The sequence below is a fragment of the Methylophilus sp. 13 genome, assembly GCF_015354335.1.
GTDB classification, from domain to species: Bacteria; Pseudomonadota; Gammaproteobacteria; order Burkholderiales; family Methylophilaceae; genus Methylophilus; species Methylophilus glucosoxydans.
Window position 1 is genome coordinate 404427 of sequence record NZ_JADKYR010000002.1, and the last position, 20196, is coordinate 424622.

17 protein-coding genes are annotated in these 20196 nt (G+C 53.1%); 7 read left to right on the plus strand and 10 right to left on the minus strand.

All coding sequences use genetic code 11. From position 1 onward, the window contains the following. Positions 1–69 precede the first annotated feature (69 nt). Genes INP77_RS06090 through INP77_RS06100 form a run of 3 tightly spaced genes read right to left on the minus strand, consistent with a single transcriptional unit; the run spans position 70 to position 5890 of the window. The gene (locus INP77_RS06090; RefSeq protein ID WP_194748122.1) at positions 70–3120 is read right to left on the minus strand and encodes an efflux RND transporter permease subunit; all 3051 of its coding nucleotides are present in this window, start codon (positions 3118–3120) and stop codon (positions 70–72) included. Next, the gene (locus tag INP77_RS06095; RefSeq protein ID WP_194748124.1) at positions 3121–4323 is read right to left on the minus strand and encodes an efflux RND transporter periplasmic adaptor subunit; all 1203 of its coding nucleotides are present in this window, start codon (positions 4321–4323) and stop codon (positions 3121–3123) included. It lies immediately after the preceding gene. Positions 4324–4330: 7 nt separating this feature from the next. Then, complete coding sequence (locus tag INP77_RS06100) at positions 4331–5890, minus strand: TolC family protein (RefSeq protein WP_194748126.1); 1560 nt, start codon at positions 5888–5890, stop codon at positions 4331–4333. Positions 5891–6256: 366 nt separating this feature from the next. Between INP77_RS06100 and INP77_RS06105 the strand changes: the two genes are divergently transcribed. Then, positions 6257–6637, plus strand: a complete 381-nt coding sequence (locus INP77_RS06105; RefSeq protein WP_194748128.1) for a YchJ family protein — start codon at positions 6257–6259, stop codon at positions 6635–6637. Between the two features lie 31 nt (positions 6638–6668). Here INP77_RS06105 and INP77_RS06110 read toward each other — a convergent pair whose 3' ends face one another. The 5 genes from INP77_RS06110 to prfB form a co-directional block, all read right to left on the minus strand. Beyond that, the gene (locus INP77_RS06110) at positions 6669–6971 is read right to left on the minus strand and encodes an EF-hand domain-containing protein (protein WP_194748130.1); all 303 of its coding nucleotides are present in this window, start codon (positions 6969–6971) and stop codon (positions 6669–6671) included. Positions 6972–7104: 133 nt separating this feature from the next. Beyond that, positions 7105–9882, minus strand: coding sequence for an ATP-binding protein (locus tag INP77_RS06115; protein ID WP_194748132.1), 2778 nt, complete (start codon positions 9880–9882; stop codon positions 7105–7107). Positions 9883–9914: 32 nt separating this feature from the next. Further along, on the minus strand, positions 9915–10574 hold the full coding sequence (locus tag INP77_RS06120; RefSeq protein ID WP_194748134.1) for a hypothetical protein: 660 nt from the start codon (positions 10572–10574) through the stop codon (positions 9915–9917). Between the two features lie 4 nt (positions 10575–10578). Then, positions 10579–11847, minus strand: a complete 1269-nt coding sequence (locus tag INP77_RS06125; RefSeq protein WP_194748136.1) for a hypothetical protein — start codon at positions 11845–11847, stop codon at positions 10579–10581. Positions 11848–11850: 3 nt separating this feature from the next. Then, positions 11851–12955 (minus strand): peptide chain release factor 2 gene (gene prfB, locus INP77_RS06130; protein ID WP_194748464.1). Its coding sequence is split into 2 segments (ribosomal slippage): positions 11851–12873 and positions 12875–12955, totalling 1104 coding nucleotides; the frame shifts between segments, so codons are not numbered across the junction. Between the two features lie 169 nt (positions 12956–13124). Here prfB and INP77_RS06135 point away from each other — a divergent pair. From INP77_RS06135 to pstB, 6 genes are all read left to right on the plus strand, one after another. Continuing rightward, a complete protein-coding gene (locus INP77_RS06135; protein ID WP_194748138.1) occupies positions 13125–13781 on the plus strand; it encodes a DUF47 domain-containing protein in 657 nt (218 codons plus the stop codon). A gap of 9 nt (positions 13782–13790) precedes the next feature. Beyond that, entirely contained in the window at positions 13791–14792 is a 1002-nt protein-coding gene (locus INP77_RS06140; protein ID WP_194748140.1) for an inorganic phosphate transporter, read from the plus strand. 124 nt (positions 14793–14916) lie between these two features. Next, positions 14917–15912, plus strand: a complete 996-nt coding sequence (locus tag INP77_RS06145; protein ID WP_194748142.1) for a PstS family phosphate ABC transporter substrate-binding protein — start codon at positions 14917–14919, stop codon at positions 15910–15912. 108 nt (positions 15913–16020) lie between these two features. Continuing rightward, on the plus strand, positions 16021–16947 hold the full coding sequence (gene pstC, locus INP77_RS06150; RefSeq protein ID WP_194748465.1) for a phosphate ABC transporter permease subunit PstC: 927 nt from the start codon (positions 16021–16023) through the stop codon (positions 16945–16947). 101 nt (positions 16948–17048) lie between these two features. Continuing rightward, a complete protein-coding gene (pstA, locus tag INP77_RS06155) occupies positions 17049–17987 on the plus strand; it encodes a phosphate ABC transporter permease PstA (RefSeq protein ID WP_194748144.1) in 939 nt (312 codons plus the stop codon). A gap of 25 nt (positions 17988–18012) precedes the next feature. Further along, positions 18013–18792: a phosphate ABC transporter ATP-binding protein PstB gene (gene pstB, locus INP77_RS06160; RefSeq protein ID WP_194748145.1), complete on the plus strand. Its 780-nt coding sequence runs from the start codon at positions 18013–18015 to the stop codon at positions 18790–18792. A gap of 105 nt (positions 18793–18897) precedes the next feature. On the opposite strand, the gene INP77_RS06165 is transcribed toward pstB, so the two are convergent. After that, entirely contained in the window at positions 18898–19620 is a 723-nt protein-coding gene (locus INP77_RS06165) for an MgtC/SapB family protein (RefSeq protein ID WP_228518754.1), read from the minus strand. 131 nt (positions 19621–19751) lie between these two features. After that, positions 19752–20120 (minus strand): putative quinol monooxygenase, encoded by a 369-nt coding sequence (locus INP77_RS06170; RefSeq protein ID WP_194748146.1) that lies wholly within the window; start codon positions 20118–20120, stop codon positions 19752–19754. Positions 20121–20196: the final 76 nt, after the last annotated feature.

Genomic DNA, 20196 nt, shown 5'->3' on the forward strand with positions numbered 1-20196 from the left:
GAATCGCTTTATTATCCGTATAGCCTCTGTCCTCGCCCCGTTAAGCACCGCTTGCGGGGCGTTTTTCTTCTACTCGTGCGCAGTGTTTAGACGACTTTTGACGCGTTGCTCAAGGTCATCCATCAGCGTATAAATCAGCGGTACGACAATCAGGCTTAACAAGGTGGAGGTCACCAGCCCCCCTATCAGCGCATAAGCCATGGGCGTACGGAATCCAGTCCCCGCCCCGGCGCCTATGATCACTGGCAGCATGCCCGCAATCATGGCAATCGTGGTCATGATAATCGGTCGGCTACGCTGCTGGCAGGCGGCAATGATCGCCTCAACTCTGGACAAGCCTGCGGAGCGGCATTCAATGATGGCGTCGACAATGAGGATGCCATTTTTGCCGACGATGCCCATCAACATGAGGATGCCGATCACTGCAGGCAGAGAAAGCGCCTGATGGGTGAGTGCCAGCGCCAATAGCGCGCCACAGATGGATAAAGGCAAGGCCATCATGATGGTGAAGGGCTGCAAGAGCTTTCTGAACAGCAGTACCAACACCATCCACACCAGGAACAAGCCGCTCAGCATGGCCATGCTAAAGGTACTGAACATTTCACTCAGCATTTCGGAATCGCCAGTTTCACTGAGGCTGATGCCCGCAGGCAACTGCTGCAGGGTCGGCAATTGCCGCACCGTCTGCATCGCATCGCCCAAGGAAATACCATTCAGGTCGGCAGAAATGACGATTTGCGGCATACGGTCATAGCGCGTGATGCTGGCATAGTCATGCATCAATGACAAATTGGCCACAGCATCCAGCGCGACAATCTGCTGGGTATTGGTCGTCACCGGCAGCTGACGCAAGAATGCCAGCGCAGACTGTTCAGGCACTCTGACAGCACAGCGGACCGGGACGGACTGATTATCCAGCAACACATGTGCCAGTTGCTCTTCACTGCCGCCTTTCAAGGCGATCTGCAGCTCCTCGGCAATCGCACTGGTGGTGACGCCCAGGCGCGCTGCTTCATGCGGCTTGGGCGTCACCACCAGATTGCTTTTCATGGCCGGCACCGTGGACAACACGTTAGAAAACGCCGGCAGTTTGCGCATGTCATGTTCCAGTGCCAACGCAGTGCGGTACAAACGTTGCGAGTCATGCCCGGTTAATACCAGACCAAAAGCCTTGCTGCCATTTTCATTTAAGGCACTCAGTCTCATATTGGGTACGCGGCGCAACTCATATAACGCTTGCAGCTTGAACTGATCGACACTGATGTTGCGCTGTGACCGCGCCACCAGCTTGACTATCATGGTCGCGCGATTGACTTGTCCTGCAACCATGGTCTCGGCGTCACGTCCACCAATCCAGGAATAGACGCTGCTGACCTCAGGCTTGCTTAGCAAGGCTTCAGTCACCTGCTCAATCGCAGCATCGGTTTGTTTTAACTGTGCTTCCGCAGGCAGCTCCACCTGCAACATGAAAAAGGCTTTATCTTCTTGCGGCATAAAGTCTGCTGGCAAGATCAGTAACAGACTGGCCGAAAGCAGCAGTAACACCCCTACCAGCAACAGGCTAATCCGTCTATGCTTGAGCGACTGTTCCAACCATCCTTGATAAAAGTGATACCAGCGGCCTTGCTGTGCCACTGGCGGAGTCGACTTTAGAAAGTAGGCGGCCATCACCGGTGTGATGAAACGTGCGACCAATAAGGAGAAAAAAGTCGCCGTTGCAACCGTGATGCCAAATTGAATGAAATACTGGCCAACCAGCCCGCCCATAAAACTGACCGGGACAAACACGGCAATAATGGCAAAACTGGTGGCAATCACGGCCAGGCCAATTTCATCCGCCGCGCGCATGGCGGCTGGATAAGGCGCTTGGCCGTTTTCCATATGGCGGATAATGTTTTCAATCTCGACAATCGCATCATCGACCAAGACCCCCGACACTAGTGACAGGGCGAGCATGCTGACCAAGTTCAAGGAAAACCCCAGCCAGTGCATGACAATAAACGTTGGGATTACAGAGAGAGGAATGGCAATAGCGGCAATCAGGGTGGCACGGGTGGAGCGCAAAAAGGCGTACACCACCAAACCTGCCAACAACACGCCTTCCAAAAAGGACATCATGGCAGAAAAGTACGTTTTTTTGGTAAAGTCGATCTGCGTCTGCACCCGCTCGGCCTGGATATGCGGCTGCGTCTGTTGCCAGCGCTGTATGGCCTGCTCAATCGCCTCTGCGACTTTTAATTCATCTGCTTTCGCCGTTCTGTAAATGGCAATGCCGATGGCCGGCTGACGATTAAGCCGCGTTAATTGCTGGGCAGGTTTGAAGGTATCAAGTAAATTGCCGAGGCTGGACAAGGTGACATAGTGATGCTCTCCCACAGCTATTTCCAGATGCGCCAGGGCATCCACAGATTGCGGATCCCCTTGCACGCGTAGCGATGTCTGTTTGCTGCCCAGGCTAAACTGCCCAGCCGGAGCCTGCGCAATATAGGCCTGTATTTGCTTATTCACCGTGGCGGCACTGACTCCGAGTGCATATAGCTTCTCCGGTAACAGCTCAATGTGAATTTCGCGGTCATAGCCGCCCTGACGTTCAATTTTCTCCACGCCCTCCACCGCCATTAAAGCGCTGACCAGGCCTTTGTCTACCTGTTGCGTCAGCGAGGGCAGTGAAAGCGTGCCGGATTGAAAGGCATAGGTCATTAATGGCGTATTGTCATCTTCGGACTGCTGGATCAGGGGTTCTCCCACATCGCTGGACCATTGACGGCGTAGGCTGGCAACTTTCTCGCGCACCAGTGACAACACAGTACGGATATTGGTGCCATATCGAAACTCAATCTGCGTGACCGAGACGCCGTTTTCGATATAGGACGTGACATGCTTGATATTCGGGATATTGGCCACAGCATTTTCTACCGGGATGGTCACCTGTCGCTCAATGGTTGAGGAGGAGGCGCCCGGCAATGCAATGGATACCGAGACGACTGGAATTCTGACCGTGGGCATGCCGTTCACCGGCAAACGATGGAAACAATCCGCGCCCCAAACAAGCAGGATGAAGGTCGCCAAGGCAATCAGCAAAGGGTTGGCGATCGCCCAGGAAGAAAGCTTTAATTTCACTTAGTGTACTGCCGCAATGACGTTGACTGGTTCACCTTCGCGGATAAACCCGGCAAATTTATCAATGAGGCGCATGCCAGGGCTAACCCCGGACAGGATCTCCACTTCCCCATCCAAACGCTGCCCAATAGTAACGGCAATGCGCTTGGCATGTCCTTGCTCGACGCTGTAGACATAATACTGGTCGCCTTCTATGGCAATGGCGCTATCTGGCACACGGATGGCATTGCGTTGCGGCAGGGTGACCAGCACGGTAGCGGCTTGTCCTGGGCTCAGCCCCGGGGCCTTGGAAAAAGCAACCTTGAGATGCAACATCTGGTTTTCATCATGCACCATGATGCCTTTTTTACGGATATGGCCAGCATAGCTTCGTTCTGCATCCTTGATTTTCACCTGCACTGGCATGCCATGCGTTAAGGACGCAGCCACCTCAGCGCTGGTTTCGATGTCGACCTCGAGCGTGCCATCTTTGGCCAGTAAAAACTGGGATTGATTGGTTTGACTGAGCAATTGGCCAACGACCGCATTTCTTTGAATCACCAGCCCTGACACCGGCGCCACCAACTCTGCCTGTTTGATTTTGAGATCCGCTTCATCCACCTGCGCATTGGCTGACAACAGATCGGATAAGGCCATCCTTAAACGGTTGCGGGCCGTGTTAAGCTTGCTCTCTGCGGCCTGTTCGGTCTGGATACGTTGCTCCAGTAACTCTTTTGAAATCAGCCCATCCTCTGCGACTTTTTCACCGCGGACGCGTTCAGTCCGCGCCTGGTCAAGCGTTTTCTTGGCATCATCGAGCGCCGCTTCCGCTTCACTAAACGCCACAATCGCCCGCTGCTTGCTGGCAAGCGATTGTACCCGTTGCACTTTGGCCAATTGGGTATCCACCACCGCCAGTTGCTGACCGGCCTTGACGTGATCGCCCTCGTCAACTAACACTTTGGTAATCCGGCCTTGCATCATGTCCGCGTACACCGGCACCTGCTCCTGCGCAACCACTTTACCAAACAACTCCAATGTCGAATTGAGCGGTTTGTTTTCCACGGTGATGGCTGTCACCGTCAGTCCTGCATTGCTGGGTCTGGCAGATTCTGAGTGCGTGCTAAAGTGCCAGACCATCAAGATCGAGGTCAGCACCACAATGGCTAAAGCCATACGTGTGCGCAAAAACAGGGGCAATTGATCGATGAGCCGATTGTTCATTCGTACCTTATTGTGTATTTTCCGTAGCCTGTTGATCAGGATTCAGACTGACAGTCCCGGAGAGCGCTTTATTTGCAAAAGCATACCCCCTCATCCAGGCCTGTTTGGCGTCTATATATTGTAATAAGGTCTGCTGGTTTCGCATATCCTGCTTGAATACATCCATCTTGCTCAGATAGCCGACATCCACCGCACGTTGTAACTTGGCAGACTGTGCCTGCCACCGGCTCAAAGCTTGCTCTTCCGCCAGTAGCTGTGCTCGGCTTTCATTAAAATTCACCAGCGCATTTTCAGTTTCTTCAATTGCCAGTAATACAGCCTCCTTGTAAGCCAGCAATGCCTCCCGCAGTTGCGACTCACGCTGATTTACCACTTCCCGTCTTAACCCCCAATCCAGCAGGGGGATATTGATAGAAGGGGCAATATAGGTCAATGATCCAGTGTGCCTCAAGCTTTCACCCGTCACCCGCCCTGCAACCATCAGAGCGCCCTCAATAGATAATTTTGGATACAGGTCAGATTTGGCGATACCCAACGCCCCGGTTGCTTTCAATACCTGTGACTCTGCCATCTTGATATCTGGACGCTGGCGGATAATTTCTGCAGGGACGCGCATTGGTAACGAGATGGATTGCACATCCTCGGCAAGCTTGCCAGCCGGACGTGACTGTAATTCTGTCAACCAAGCCTCAGCTGGTTCCGCCTGGCCACAGAGCACAGCCAGTCTTTGCAAGGCCATTTCCTGGTTAAGGCGGTTTTGCCTGCGCATGCGCTGGGCACCCTGAACTTCCGTCATAAACGACTCAGCAGTTTCTGGAGAAGTAAACCCACCGCTCACGCCTTTATTCGACAGTGTCCGCAAGTTGGCATATCCCGCTTCGGCGAGTGCCAACTGCTTTTCACGCTGGACAGCGGCTTCCAGCTCAGCGTAAACGCGGACCAATTCAGCCGCTAATGACAATTGCCTGCTGGAGACGTCCGCCTCTGCAATTTTTAAATCAGCCTGCGTGATTTGCCGCTGACCGGCGCCCTGGCCAAAGATAGGCAACTCCCAAATCAGGTCAAAGCCAGCCAGAAATGCCCCAGAAGCGGCATGGCGCGATTGACCGGAGGAGCTATTGCCCACTGCAAGCATGCGCGAAAGGCTATTCGGACCAGCATATAAACTGAGCTGCGGTTTTTCGGTCGCCAGCTCATGTGCCTGCAAAGAACGGGCATAGCTGATCCGCTCACTGGCTTGCTGTAGCGTAAGATTTTGCTTGAGGGCGGTTTGCATGAGCTGGTTTAGCAGCGGATCCTTGAATGCAAGCCACCACGCTGTTTCGGCCGCTGACAGTTGCGTGGCCGATGTGGTGTGCGCCTGACGCCACTGAGCCGGTGCTGGCGTATCCAGCGCAGGCATCTCTGTATGAAGGCACGCACTCAAGCTGACCGCCACCAGCACACTCACCGTCGTTGTGCGCATGCCTGAGACTAGCGTTGAAACTCTAGCCGGCCTGGCCATCTGCCAGCGTGCCAGAAGTCGCACCAGTCGAGCTGACTGACGGATCAAACGCACGCTGTGCATCAGTGCATCCAGCCCCATTACACAACGACCCTCAAGGATAACCAGACAGAGCCAAGCCGCGTATACCTCACGTGCTTCATCCAATCAATCCGTTTTTTGTGCATAAATAACCAAAGGGATGTTCAAGGATGCTTAAGAACAGGGGCAACCAGCGGGGATAGATTGAAAGCGTGTCCATGCAGAGGATTGCAGCGACATAAACATGGTCGGCGGTTTGCGGGGAGAAAATTAAAAATATGCATAGGACACCTGAGTGGGCGATAGTTTAGAATCTTCTCTCAAACGAGTAAACAGATTTAAACATTTTAAAACAGCATTCAGTGCTGATCACGGCTGAATGTATTTTACTTACCGGGATACCCAAATTTGAAACATGCCTGCCCTTGTTACAGCGGAAATGCTTATGCAGCCTGCTGCCAGCCTTTACACCAAGGCTTACCCGCCCCCGATGCCGAGCGCCTGATGCGCTCTCGCTACAGCGCTTATGCCCTCAGATTGCCTGACTATATTTTACAAACCTGGCACACTGAGACACGGCCGAGTAGCCTGACACAAGCAGATTTGCAGGGAATTAAATGGTTAAAACTCGAGGTGCTTGCGCATCACCAACAGGATGCCACCCATGCTGAAGTCACTTTTGTGGCGACTTATCAAAGTGGTCAGCAAAAGAAGACGACCATGACTGAACACAGCCGTTTTGAATATCTAGACGGGCGCTGGCTGTATTGCGGCCAGGTAGAGGCTTAAAAACGGCTGCTATGCGCCTGATACAAACAGATTAGTGCGCAGGACCGTAATCACTGACCAATCGGGCAAACAGAGGACTGACCGGTGCCTGCCTGGACTGCAGTTGCGTCTGACTCAACCAGTCGATAATCGCCAGATTGAGTTCATAAGGGGAAATGCGGTCATCCCCATCCTGGTCCAACCTGTGGAGCAGACTGCGCACCTCTGCTTGACTGAGGTCTTTCAACGCGCGCTGCAAGGCACGCTGATCCAAAAAGCCGCAGTGTTCCAAATCGATGCGCGAAAAGATGTTTTGTGTGATTTGCGCACTCACAGTACAAAGAATACTCGCCATGTCGCCACCTCCTGCTTGATGTCATCATCACCAGGCCATTGTAAGCGCGGCATAACGGCAACGGTGTATCGTAATGTAGCGGTTTGTATCGAATGGCGATTGTCCGGCCCGGGCATGACCGGACAATCGGAGACTAATGCTCGCGCACCAGCACGCCAACCCGCGGCGCCCAGCCGGCATTCGCCTGCTTCTTGGCGGTGACCAGCGTCAACATCGAAGGGTCATACACATCGACGTTATGGGTCACCGGCGTCGTGAGCAGGTATTGTGCCTTGGTCGCCTGCAGGAACCTGGCCACGCGCTTGATGTTGAAAATATCCAGGTGTGCAAACGGCTCGTCAATAAAGACAAACCCACCTGGCCGGGTTTCTTCCATCATCAGCGCCACCAGCAAAATCAGTGACTTCATGACCTGCTGACCGCCAGAAGCATCCCCATCATTCATGCCAGACAAGCCTTTGTCGTCAAAGCCAAACCGCACTTCGAGCCCAGCTTGTGACAAGGTCAGATCATCTGCCTCCAGCGCGACCGGCGCACAATCGACGTCGACATCGGCCATTTTGGCCAGCTCTTTAAGGTTTTTGCTGTACTTGCTCACCGAGTAACGCAAGCGGCCAATATAGGCTTCACGGGCATGTTCGGTTTGCGTTTGTGCAGCGCGGTTGTCACGTTCGCGGCTTTCAACATCCTCTTTTTGCGTCAGGTAATCCGCCTGCATCTTGTCGCGCATGGCGATTACATAAGGGTCGGTCTCCCAACTTTGCGTTTCCAGTCGCTTGGCTATCTGTTCAATTTGAATATCCACCAAGCGTGGGCTCTCCCACTTTTCGAGCAACTGCTTGTTGGCCGCAGTTTCCTGCCAATCTGCGGGCAATTTCTGCTGGTCGTGACGGATACGCTCCAACCGACGCTCTTGTTCAGCCCAGCCTTCCCGGTTTTCTTTATCGACAATGTCTTTTTGCAACTGGGCAATCTTGTTGCGTATGCTTTCCTGAGCACGGATAGACTCGCGGATACGTTCCTCCAGCTGTGTATTCAGTTGCGACACTTCATACAACTTCTCGCCGACCGCCTGCCGTTGTGCCTTGACGTCCGCATACTGCCGCTCAACGCTGGCAAACTGCTCGGCACGTGCCGCCAGTTGTGCGGCTGCATCGACCCCGGCCAGCGCATTTTTGAGGGTTTGAATCTGCTGCCGCAACGGATGCAGTTCATCCTGCAAGGCATTGATCTCGGTTTCGATCTGTTGCAGGTTATGGCGCAAGCTGTCCAGCCTGGCTTTACCAAACCTGGGTTCATTCGGGGCCGCATGCCGGCCACCACGACGCTCACGCAAGTAGCCCTGACGTGTCACCCAGTCCTCACCGCGTGGCAAGGCAACGCCGGCGGCAGTATCCTCCACCCGTTGCGTGCGTTCCAGCATCGCCAGCATCCAGGGCGCCACCGGTTGTTTGAGTTTAATCACTTCCAGCAAGGAGCCTTTGGGCGGCAAACCGGCCAACTGTCTTTCCGGCACAATCAGGTGACGATACTTCAGACTTTCACCCAGCGCAAAGGCCGTCTCGGCCTGTTTTTCACTGTGCAGCATGATGACATGCGCAAACGGTGCCAATACCGCCTCAACGGCTGTTTGCCAACCGGCATCCGTCACTTCCAGAATATCGGCCAGTGTGTCATGCGCAATATTGGCCTTACTCAGCGCCTGCCTGAACTCCGTCACTTCGTGTGGATCTGCCCGGCGCCCGCTGCTCAGGTTTTCCAGGGTATGTTGCCATTGCTGCTGCTGTTGCTGCTTGGCCCATAACCGGTTTTGCAAGGCACTACGCTGCTGCTCAAGCTGCCCCAGCTCGGTCGTTGCTTGCACCACGTCGGCACTCAATGCCGCTTGTGCTTCAAGCTGCTTCTTCTGCTCGAGGACCGCTTCCAGCTTGCCCTCTTCCTTGTTGAGCTGGTTAACCTGCTGGCTCAAGTCGGCTTCATGCAGACGCGTGGCTTGCTGCTGGCTCTGCAAATGCTCGGCCTGGGTTTTGTGATAGTCCAGTTCACTGGTCTTGGCCGACAGGTCTGCCTGCAGACCTTCACGCTCTTTACGGTTGGCATCCAGACTTCGGGCTGCACGCTCCGCTTCTTCCTGCAACTGGTAAAACTCCAGCCGGGGTTTCACCTCTTCCACCAGCAAGGCCTGCTCCTGGGTCAGCTGCTGCCATTCCAGATAGCGGTTCACACGCTGCTCCTGGGTTTGCAGGCTGTGTTCCAGCGCCTTCAGGTTATTTTGTGTGTATTGCAACTCCTGTTCGGTGGCCCGCTGATGCTGCCTGGCCTCCTGATAGCGGGTCAGAATCTCTTTGTCACCAAACACATCAAACACCAAATCGAGCAACTCGCGTGGCTTGTATTCGCATAACTTGTCGGTCTGGCCTTGCTCGAGTGACAGCACACGGGCAATGGCGGGCGACAATCCGGCCTCATGCAGCAGACGCTGATAATCGCGCACCCCAAATTCCTGGCCCTGTTGCGCCATGTCCTTGAGTGCCACTTCACCATCGGCCACCCAGTAATGCCGTACCCAGTCACCGCCTTTTTTCTCGATATGGCAAGCCAGTGTGATTTTGTCCTGCATGAACGGAATGCCGAATGGGCGCTTGCTGCTCCCGACAGGGCGACTGTTGTCTACCACGCCCAGCAACCAGCAAAAATCTTCGCCGTTGCGACGCACATAGCGCTTGTAATCCCGTTTCCCTGAACCAGAGCCTGAGCATTCCAGCGCCAGCAAGGTACGCATGGCATCCAGCAGCGTGGTTTTGCCCGAGCCATTGGGCCCGACAATGGTAATAATGGAAGCATCCAGCGGCACCACAAAACGTTGCCAGTAATCCCAATGTACGACTTCCAGTCGATTTAGCCTGAACATCTTATTGATCGTCTTTCTGTGTGTTCATTGATTTAAGAAGTTGCCTGACCCGCGCCAGCGCTCTGCGCCTGCTCGCGGATCAGATCACCCAGGGCGCCCTGGATGATGCGCGGGGCCATTTCGGCATAGTCAAACACCAGGTCGAGTAAAGGACCTTCATAAATAATCTTGTTACGGCGTTCGATGAGTCCCAGGCGCGATAACTGTGGCAAGGCAAAATTACTGATACGGCCTTTGCCGCCTAGCAACTTGCCAAAATCCTCAAGCAACACGTTTTCGGGAATGCCCCGTGACAACTCCTCTGATGGCTCGGCTTTAACCAGCGTGCCAAACAACTCGCCTTGTGACTCCAGTGCGGCTTCCCGCCCCAACTGACGTTCGCGCTTGGGCAGGATAATCAAGGCCCACAGCACCACGGTCAAGGCTAATGTATCTTTGGGCAACCCAATATTGTTACTCAGCCATTGCTGACCATCATCCATCACGGCACGCTCTGCGTCCTGGTGCAGCCCCACCGCCACGTGGCTGGCGTAAGGGTTGTCCAGCAAGCGCAAACCGCAGGCCTTGAGGTTGTTTTCGAGCGAGACCCGAAAATCCAGGTCGAACAGCACGCGTCTGATGACTTCATCAGAACGTGGTAAATAACGATGAGCAATCAGTCTGGCGGCCAGTTGTTCGCTTGTTTGTTGCATGCGGTTAACCCTCCTTGGCTGGCGTATGTTTAATTAATTGACCGGCGGTCATGGCGGCCACCTCGTTTCGATGTACGGCTTGCAGTGGCGCATCCAGTGCGTGCGTTAGGCGGAACGGTTGTTCTGCCAGCGCATTCAAGTCGGCATCCTCATGTTTTTCACCTAAAAAGGTCAGCAGGGAATAGCGGTAAGACGCCTGGGCAAAGCCACCACCAACGACCACGTCTGGCAATGCGCTATCGTCCTCGAGTTGTGCCAGCACACGCGTAAGGTCGGTGAGTTGTGGCGGGTAAGAAAAGGCTTCGGTTTGCGCAGGGGTGACTTCCACATCCGGGGGCATGACAGAGACTTTAGGCACTGCCACTTCACGTTCGAGCACGTCATCGGCAATATCCAGCATCACGTCGGGCAGCACAAACAGCGGTTCTGGTGTCACCGCCATCCGCGCGCCCATTTGCGCCAGCGACTCAACGCTGCGTTGCTGCAACCAGGCGGATAACTCGGTGGAGCTCAGGCCGCCTTGCGACAGCATGACCCGCTGCCTGGCCACTTTGGCCAGTTCACGCTGAAAGACCGAGGCCATATTGAGTAAACGCGACTGCTGGCTGGCAATTTTATGCACAATTTGCCAACCGGCATCATCCATGCCGTTTTCTGAAATGGTATTGATCAGTGCCGTGGCTTTTTCAATCCAGGGTTGCGCCTTGCTCAATCTGGCCTGCGCCGACTTCAGCCTGAACTCGGAACCTGAGGCAATCGCTTCCTGGAAAAAATGTTCGTATTCGGTGAGTTTGGCCAGCACGTGACTCAGGTGCTCGGCACTGAGTTCACCGACAGCACTGCCGCCCGCCGCCTGCGACATCAGGTAGCCCAACTCGTCATCGGCCTCGCCAAACCGCAACAAGCCACTGATGGCTGACAACACCATGCGGCCCGCGGCAGAAATCTGGTACACGCGGCGGTCTGCGTCCCATTGCAGCAAGTCGTGGCTGCGCAAGCGGTGCAACACGGTTTCCAGCTTGGTGGCATCAATAAAAGAAAGATGATTTTGCAGCTGGGCTGGCGTCCACTCCGGCAACTCTGCCCGGGCTGCAATTTCACGCATCACGGCGAGGCGAATCATGACTTCATCGCGGCCGCCGCGGAACAGCCCGATCAGCACATCGATGATGTGTGAGGACTGCAACAGGGGAAACAATGCATCAATATCCTGAACATAGACTCCCGGTTTGAGGAACTCCTCAAACGCGTTTACATCACTGACTTCTGACATCTATTACAGGCCCTGCTTCAAGCTTTCCATGATAAACGGATCGAGATCGCCATCGAGCACGCCTTGCGTATTGCCGATTTCAACATTGGTACGCAAGTCTTTGATCCGGCCTTGATCCAGCACATAGCTACGGATCTGGTGACCCCAACCAATATCGGTTTTGGCATCTTCCAGCGCCTGCTTTTCTTCATTACGCTTGCTGAGTTCCAGGTTATACAAGGCGCCTTTCAGCATATTCATCGCTTCTTCTTTGTTTCTATGCTGTGAACGGTCATTCTGGCATTGCACGACCACCCCCGTTGGCAAGTGGGTAATCCGCACGGCAGAATCAGTTTTGTTAATATGCTGACCACCGGCACCACTGGCGCGGTAAGTATCAATGCGCAAATCTGCAGGATTGATTTCAATTTCAATCGAATCGTCCACTTCCGGGAAGATCTGCACGCTGGCAAAGCTGGTATGTCGCTTGGAGTTGGCATCGAAGGGCGACTTACGGACCAGGCGATGCACGCCGCTTTCAGTGCGCAAGGTGCCAAACGCATAATCCCCAGTCACTTTAATCGAGGCGCCTTTAATCCCCGCAATGTCGCCTTCAGACTCCTCAAGCACCTCGACTTTGAAACCTTTGCGCTCTACGTAACGCAAGTACATACGCAGTAACATGCCGGCCCAGTCCTGTGCTTCAGTGCCACCGCTGCCGGACTGAAACTCAATAAAGCAATTGTTGGCATCCATCGGCTGCGAGAACATGCGCTTGAATTCCATCTCGGCAACGATTTTTTCTATCTTCTGGGCATCAGCCTCCACACTCAGCAATGTGTCGTCATCCCCTTCTTCACGTGCCATGTCAAACAATTCACGGCTATCGGACAATGACTGAGACACATCATCCAGCGTCATGACCACGCTTTCAAGCATGCGTTTTTCCTTGCCCAGATTTTGCGCTTTTTCGGCGTTATCCCAGACTTTAGGATCCTCGAGCAGGCCGTTAACTTCGGCTAAGCGTTGCTGCTTGTTCTCGTAGTCAAAGATACCCCCGAAGCGCTTCGTGGCGTTGGGTCAGGTCGCTCAGTGCATTGGCAATACTATTAAGGTGTTCGGCTTCCATTTTCTGTGAGTATAAAAATGTAAAAACCAGCATTATAACGCAGCTATGCCTTGGTTCAGGCGTAACTTACGCTGCCCACAGTCAGACGGCCCCATATTTTTGTCACAATGATTGTCACAAAATAGTAAAATTACTGTCACAAAACTTTTGAACGTATAGGGAGTCCTCAATGGCGAATGCCACTTTCGGCCGCATCATGGCCGCGATCAGCCCCAGAAACGATAACTATTTTGTCCTGTTTAACCGTTTGGCTGATTGTGCAGTCCGTGGCTCCAAAGTCCTTGCGCTGATGGCGGCCGTTGTTGATCAGGCAGGCTTTGAAACGCATTTTGCCGAAATCCGCAAAATCGAATCCGAGGCAGATGAATACACCAAGGAAATTCTGCTTTCACTGCATAAAACCTTTATTACCCCGTTTGACCGCCGCGAAATCCGTGAACTGGCGATGGCGCTAGATGACATCATTGACTTTATGGAAGCGATTCCGCAAAGCGCCGAGATTTATGGTCACAGCAAGTTCACCCCCGAAATGGTCGCCCTGGCACAGATCTTATTAAGGGCAGCAGAAAAGGTAAGGGATGCGGTGCATATGCTGTCAGACATGAAAAATGCCGAACGCATTCTGCGCACCTGTGAAGAGATCAGCCAGATCGAAGGCGAAGCCGATCACATCATGCGCTCAGGCATGCACAGGCTGTTTGCCGAAGACAGTGACGCACGCAGTTTGATCCGCTCACAAAAACTGTACGACCTGTTTGAAGAAGCAGTCGACAGCTGCGAAGACGTCGCTGACGTGATTCACGGTGTCGTGCTAGAACGCATCTAGGACACGACCATGGATCATGTGATTGTGGTCATGGCAGTGCTGGTCATCGTGGCGCTGATCTTTGACTTTATGAACGGCTTTCACGATGCCGCCAATTCGATTGCGCTCATGGTGTCTACCCGCTTACTGACGCCACAGGCAGCCGTCATCTGGGCCGCGTTCTTTAATTTTGTTGCCTTTCTGTTTTTTGGGCTGCATGTGGCCGACACGGTTGGCAAAGGCATCATAGACCCAAACATCGTCAACAATACCGTAGTGTTTGGTGCCTTGTTCGGGGCGATTGCCTGGAATGTCATTACCTGGTGGTTCGGCATCCCCTCCTCGTCCTCCCACGCGCTGATCGGCGGTCTGATTGGCGCAGGCATGGCCCACTCCGGCACCCAAGGCGTCATTTTCGGCAGTAAGCTCATCAGCACCGGCATTGCCATTATCTTGTCGCCGTTATTTGGCATGTTGCTGGCGCTGTTGCTCTCTATCGGCATCATGTGGGCGTTCCAGAAATCCTCGCCCTATAAAATCGAAAGCCGCTTTAACAAGCTGCAATTTATCTCGTCTTCTTTATTCAGCCTTGGCCATGGCGCCAACGATGCGCAAAAAACCATGGGCATCATTACCGTGCTGCTGTTTGCCAATGGCTATCTGCAAGGTGACTTTCATGTGCCCTTCTGGGTGGTGATTGCCTGTCAGCTGGCCATGGGGCTGGGCACACTGTTTGGGGGCTGGCGCATAGTGCGCACCATGGGCATGGGTATCACCAAAATCCGCCCCACTGGCGGCTTTGCGGCCCAGACCTCAGGCTCGATTGCGCTGTTCCTGGCCACCAGCCTGGGCATCCCGGTGTCGACCACGCACACCATTACCGGCGCCATTGTCGGCGTCGGCCTCTCGCGCCGCATGACCGCGGTGCGCTGGGGCCTGGCGTCACGCATTGTCTGGGCGTGGGTGCTGACGATTCCCTGTGCCGCCATCATGGCAGCCATCGCCTACCATATTGGTGAAAGTGTGCTGTAAGCCTGACGTAAGCTAAAAAGGACCTGCCCAAGGTCTTTTTTGGCTTTTGTCACATTTCTGTCATATTAAGTTTTTATGATTCCGTCATCACATACAAACCACACTCAAATACAGGAGTCCTTAGATGAAAACCCGTTTGTTCCGCAATACCATGATAGCCGCACTGGTCGCACAGGCCTTTACCTTCGCGCACACCGCAGCGGCTGCGGACAAAATCATCAAAATTGATGGTTCCAGCACGGTTTACCCAATCACCGAAGCCGTTGCCGAAGAGTTTCAACGCAGCAAAGGCGTGAAAGTCACTGTTGGCGAATCTGGCACTGGTGGCGGCTTCAAAAAATTCTGCCGCGGCGAAACCGATATTTCCGATGCTTCCCGCCCGATCTCACAAAAAGAAATCGACGCCTGTAAAGAAGGTGGCGTTCAATTCATCGAACTGCCTATCGCTTATGATGCACTGACTGTGGTTGTGAACAGCAAAAACGACTGGGTGAAACAAATCACCGTCGCCGAACTGAAAAAAATCTGGGAACCAGGTTCCAAAGTGAAAAACTGGAAAGAAGTGAACGCCACTTACCCAGACAAAGCCATCAACCTGTACGGTCCAGGCACGGCTTCCGGTACGTTTGACTACTTTACCGAAGCAGTTAACGGCAAGGCAAAAGCTAGCCGCACAGATTACACACCGTCAGAAGACGACAACGTACTGGTGCAAGGCGTTGCCGGTAACGTGGGTGGCATGGCCTACTTCGGCATGGCCTATTATCAGGAAAACACTGACAAGCTGAAAGCGGTGCCAGTGGTTGCCAAAGAAGGGGCTAAACCAGTGTTGCCTTCTGAAACGACTGTGATGGACGGGACTTATCAGCCATTGTCACGTCCACTGTTCATTTACGTGAACGCGACAGCTGCTGCGTTTAAACCAGAAGTGAAAGCCTTTGTGAATTACTACCTGGAAAATGCGCCACTGCTGGTGAAAGAAGTCAAATACGTGCCACTGCCAAAAGAAGATTACGAAGCAGTGAAAACACACTTCAAAGCCATGAAACCAGGCACAGGGTTTAACGGCACAGCAGAAGTCGGTATCAAAATTACTGATTTGTTGTCCCGAATCAAGTAATGATGACAAAGGGGCTTAAATGCCCCTTTTTTACTGACAAGCCGGCCTGAACAACCGATTATCCGCTAAAATCCACCCCTGACAGATCACACTATGGCGACTCAAGCAATGCAAGTACCTGCGCAACTGACTATCAGCCCACGACTGGCGAAGAACATTCGCCGTAACGTCAAAGAACGTATTATTGAATTCATCCTGATGACCGCCGCGCTGGTCGCAGTGGCAACCACGTTTGCAATTGTGGGGGTTTTGCTGTTTGAATCATTGAGTTTTTTTAAAACAGTGTCTGTCGTCGATTTTTTAACCGATAGCCAATGGACGCCACTGTTTGAAGATGCTCACTACGGCATCATGCCGCTGGTTTCCGGCACTTTGACCACCTCCGCGATTGCGCTGGCCGTTGCTGTGCCAATTGGCACCGTTTCGGCAATTTTCCTGTCCGAATTTGCTTCACATAAAACCCGTGAAACCATCAAGCCGATTCTGGAATTGCTGGTGGGTGTGCCTACCGTTGTCTTTGGTTACTTTGCCTTGTTTTTTGTCACCCCCATGCTGCAAGCCATTTACCCTCAGCTACCTAGTTTTAACATGCTGGGCGCCGGCATCGTCATGGGCGTCATGATTATTCCTTACATTGCTTCCATGTCCGAAGATGCCATGCGCGCCGTGCCCATGAGCATGCGTGAAGGTTCTTATGCCATGGGTGCAACTCGTTTCCAGACCGCGATTAAAGTGGTCACACCCGCCGCAGTCTCAGGCATTGTGGCGGCCTATATTCTGGCGATTTCTCGTGCAGTGGGTGAAACCATGGTGGTTGCCATTGCAGCAGGCCAACAGCCTAACCTGACCTTTAATCCGCTAGACAGCGCTGCCACGATTACCGCCTACATCGTACAGGTGGCCATGGGTGACTTGCCGCATGGCAGCATAGGCTACCAGAGTATTTTTGCCGCCGGCCTGGTACTCATGATCATGACACTGTCTTTCAATATCGTGGGTCACTGGGTACGCAAGAAATACCGCGAGAATTACTAAACAAAGACTCGTAAAGTCTGCCCGTTGTCTTATTACTGAAATATCACCACCATACACTGCCGGTAACCCTTGCTTACCGGCACTTGCGGAAGTTATACCAAATGGAACATAAAGCCTCAGTCCTCGAAAATCTGGCCGAAGTCCGCGCCATGATTAAACGTCATAAGCGTAATGACGCCCTGTTTGCTGCCATCGGCCTGATCTGCCTCATGCTGGGCCTGATTACGCTGATGCTGCTGTTCTGGCAACTGATTGCGGATGGCTATCCAAAATTCAATCTGGACTTTTTGACTGAATTCCCGTCACGCCGTGCGGCCAGAGCCGGCCTGCTGTCTGCCTGGGTAGGTTCTTTGCTCGTCATGTCCGTCACTTTCCTGACCGCAGTCCCTGTCGGGGTTGCTGCTGGCCTTTATCTCGAAGAATATGCGCCGAAAAACTGGTTTACTGACCTGATTGAAATTAACGTGTCCAACCTGGCCGGTGTGCCTTCGATTATCTACGGCCTGCTGGCGCTGGGTCTGTTTGTCTACATGCTGGACTTTGGTCAAAGCATCCTGACCGCAGGTCTCACCCTGGGGTTGCTGATTTTACCGATTGTCATCGTCTCAACCCGAGAAGCGATCCGCTCTATCCCGCTGTCTATCCGTGAAGCGGCCTACGGCGTTGGCGCAACCAAATGGCAAGTCGTCTATGACCACGTATTTAAATACTCTTATGGCGGCATTCTGACCGGTATTATTATTGGCATGGCACGTGCACTGGGTGAAACAGCCCCCATCATTACCATTGGTGCGCTAACCTTTATTGCCTTCTTGCCACCCAGCCCGATCACGCTGGAGCCGCCTTTCCTGAATTTCGAATGGTTATCTTCAGGCTTTACTGTGATGCCGATTCAAATGTTTAACTGGTTGTCCCGCCCTGACCATGCGTTCCATGTCAATGCGGCAGCCACCGGGGCGCTGATCATCATCGTCACGCTGTTAATGAATGGTACAGCCATCTGGTTGCGCTATAAAATCCGTAAAAATATTAAATGGTAATGCCACACAAGAATTAGGAAACTTCATGGCCACTGTCACTACTGCAATTAAAGCCGAAGCACGCGATTTAAACTTTTTTTATAGCAACGGCGCACGCGCACTCAAAGGCATCTCCATGCCTTTGTACGAGAACAAAATCACCGCGCTGATTGGCCCTTCAGGCTGCGGAAAGTCCACTTTCCTGCGCTGCTTCAACCGTATGCATGATTTGTATCCTGGCAACAAATACCAGGGCCAAATCGTGATGCATCCAGACAACACCAATGTGCTGGATTCAGGCGTAGACCCCATTGAAGTGCGTATGCGCATCAGCATGGTGTTTCAGAAGCCTAACCCCTTCCCAAAATCCATCTATGAAAACGTGGCTTATGGCCTGCGTGTGCGTGGTGAAAACAACAAACGTATTATGGATGACAAGGTTGAAGAAGCTTTGAAAGGCGCGGCGTTGTGGAACGAAGTCAAAGACCGCTTGCATGACCTCGCTTTTAACCTGTCTGGTGGTCAGCAACAACGGTTATGTATCGCCCGTGCCTTGGCCACTGATCCAGAAATCATGCTGTTTGACGAGCCCACCTCTGCGCTGGACCCGATCGCAACAGCCAACATTGAAGAACTGATGGTCGAACTGCGCAGCAAACTGACTATTCTGGTGGTGACGCACAACATGCAGCAGGCAGCTCGTGTGTCCGACTACACCGCTTACATGTATCTGGGTGAGTTGATCGAGTACGATGACACTGACAAGATCTTCACCAACCCCAGCCGCAAGGAAACCGAAGACTACATCACCGGCAAGTTTGGTTAATTGCCCGTGCTATAAAAAACGCCGCAGATTGCGGCGTTTTTTATGCGCGTTAATCATGCGCTTTCACAACACGTGATGCGCATTGAGCCGCCTTCAGCCCAATAGCTAATCCAGCATGCTTGGGCTCCAGAACGCTTGTGATACATAGGGTGAGGTCAACAATTGCTGAATCACCGCTTCCAGCTCGGCTTCACGGATGGCACTGGCCAGCAACATGGCCTCAATTTCAACACAATCGTTGCCAAATGCATGCATCTGCAAATGCTTGGTCGGATATTTGGCTTGCTCCAGCGTGCTTTCAAGCAAGCTCATCGCCTCTTTCTGATAACGGCGCGCAGCAATCACATACACCGTCGTTGTCGCCTCCACATGCAAGGTATTGATGGGTTTGCGGTTGATCTGATTGACGACCGGGCGTAACAAGGTATTGGTCGCCAGCACAAACAAGGTACCCAAGAAGGCTTCCAGCAACAGGTCAGCACCGGCACACGCCCCCACGGCCGCAGAACCCCATAGCGTAGCCGCCGTATTCAAGCCTCGCACATTGCCCTCTTCACGCATGATCACGCCCGCGCCCAGAAACCCGATACCGGAGACCACATAGGCCACCACATGCACCGCGCCATCATGCGACATGAGCCGATTGGCCATATCCACAAAAATGGCGGCGCCAATGGCCACCAGCACATTGGTGCGCAAACCGGCGGTGCGTTGGCGGTATTGCCGCTCAAAGCCGATAATAGCCCCGCAAACAAAAGCCGTCGACAAGCTCAACAATGAGTCTAGCAACGACACCAGATTAATATTTTGCATCGCTTGCAACGTCATGCGACATCCCTTTTCCTAACAACACTCTTGTCAAAACAACGCTTAGTCTGCGTGAAGACCGTCCAATAAAAAGCGCCACGAAACTCGTGGCGCTTTGATCAGACGCTCAACCAGGATCAGATGATCGTGATTCAGGCGGTACGACGCAACCCTGGTTCAAGGACAAAAAAGTCAGGATTCAACGCTGCCAGCGGCTGTTTCAGTTTTTCAATCTCGGCGGCAGGCGCGTGCACTTCGAGACGGATAATTTTGGCCAGTTTCAGTGCCTCGGCTAAGGGGGCGGCCACATTCTCAAGATGTGCGAGCAATGATTCAGCGTCCCGGTAGCCTTCACGGCAATGCGCGATATTACCATTGAACGAAAAAGCATAGTGCAGGCAACCCGGTTCCTGTCGTGTTTTTTCCACGAATGTTGCGCCCAGTGCTTTGAATGCTGCCAGATGTTCGGCTTGTACCTCAAAATAAGGCACCAGCGTACAGCATTGATCGGTTGTAAACATGTTTGATTCTCCTGATGTGTTTTATATTGAGTTTGTTAAACACAAACTTGCACACATCTTGGCTGGGCAATGCCCG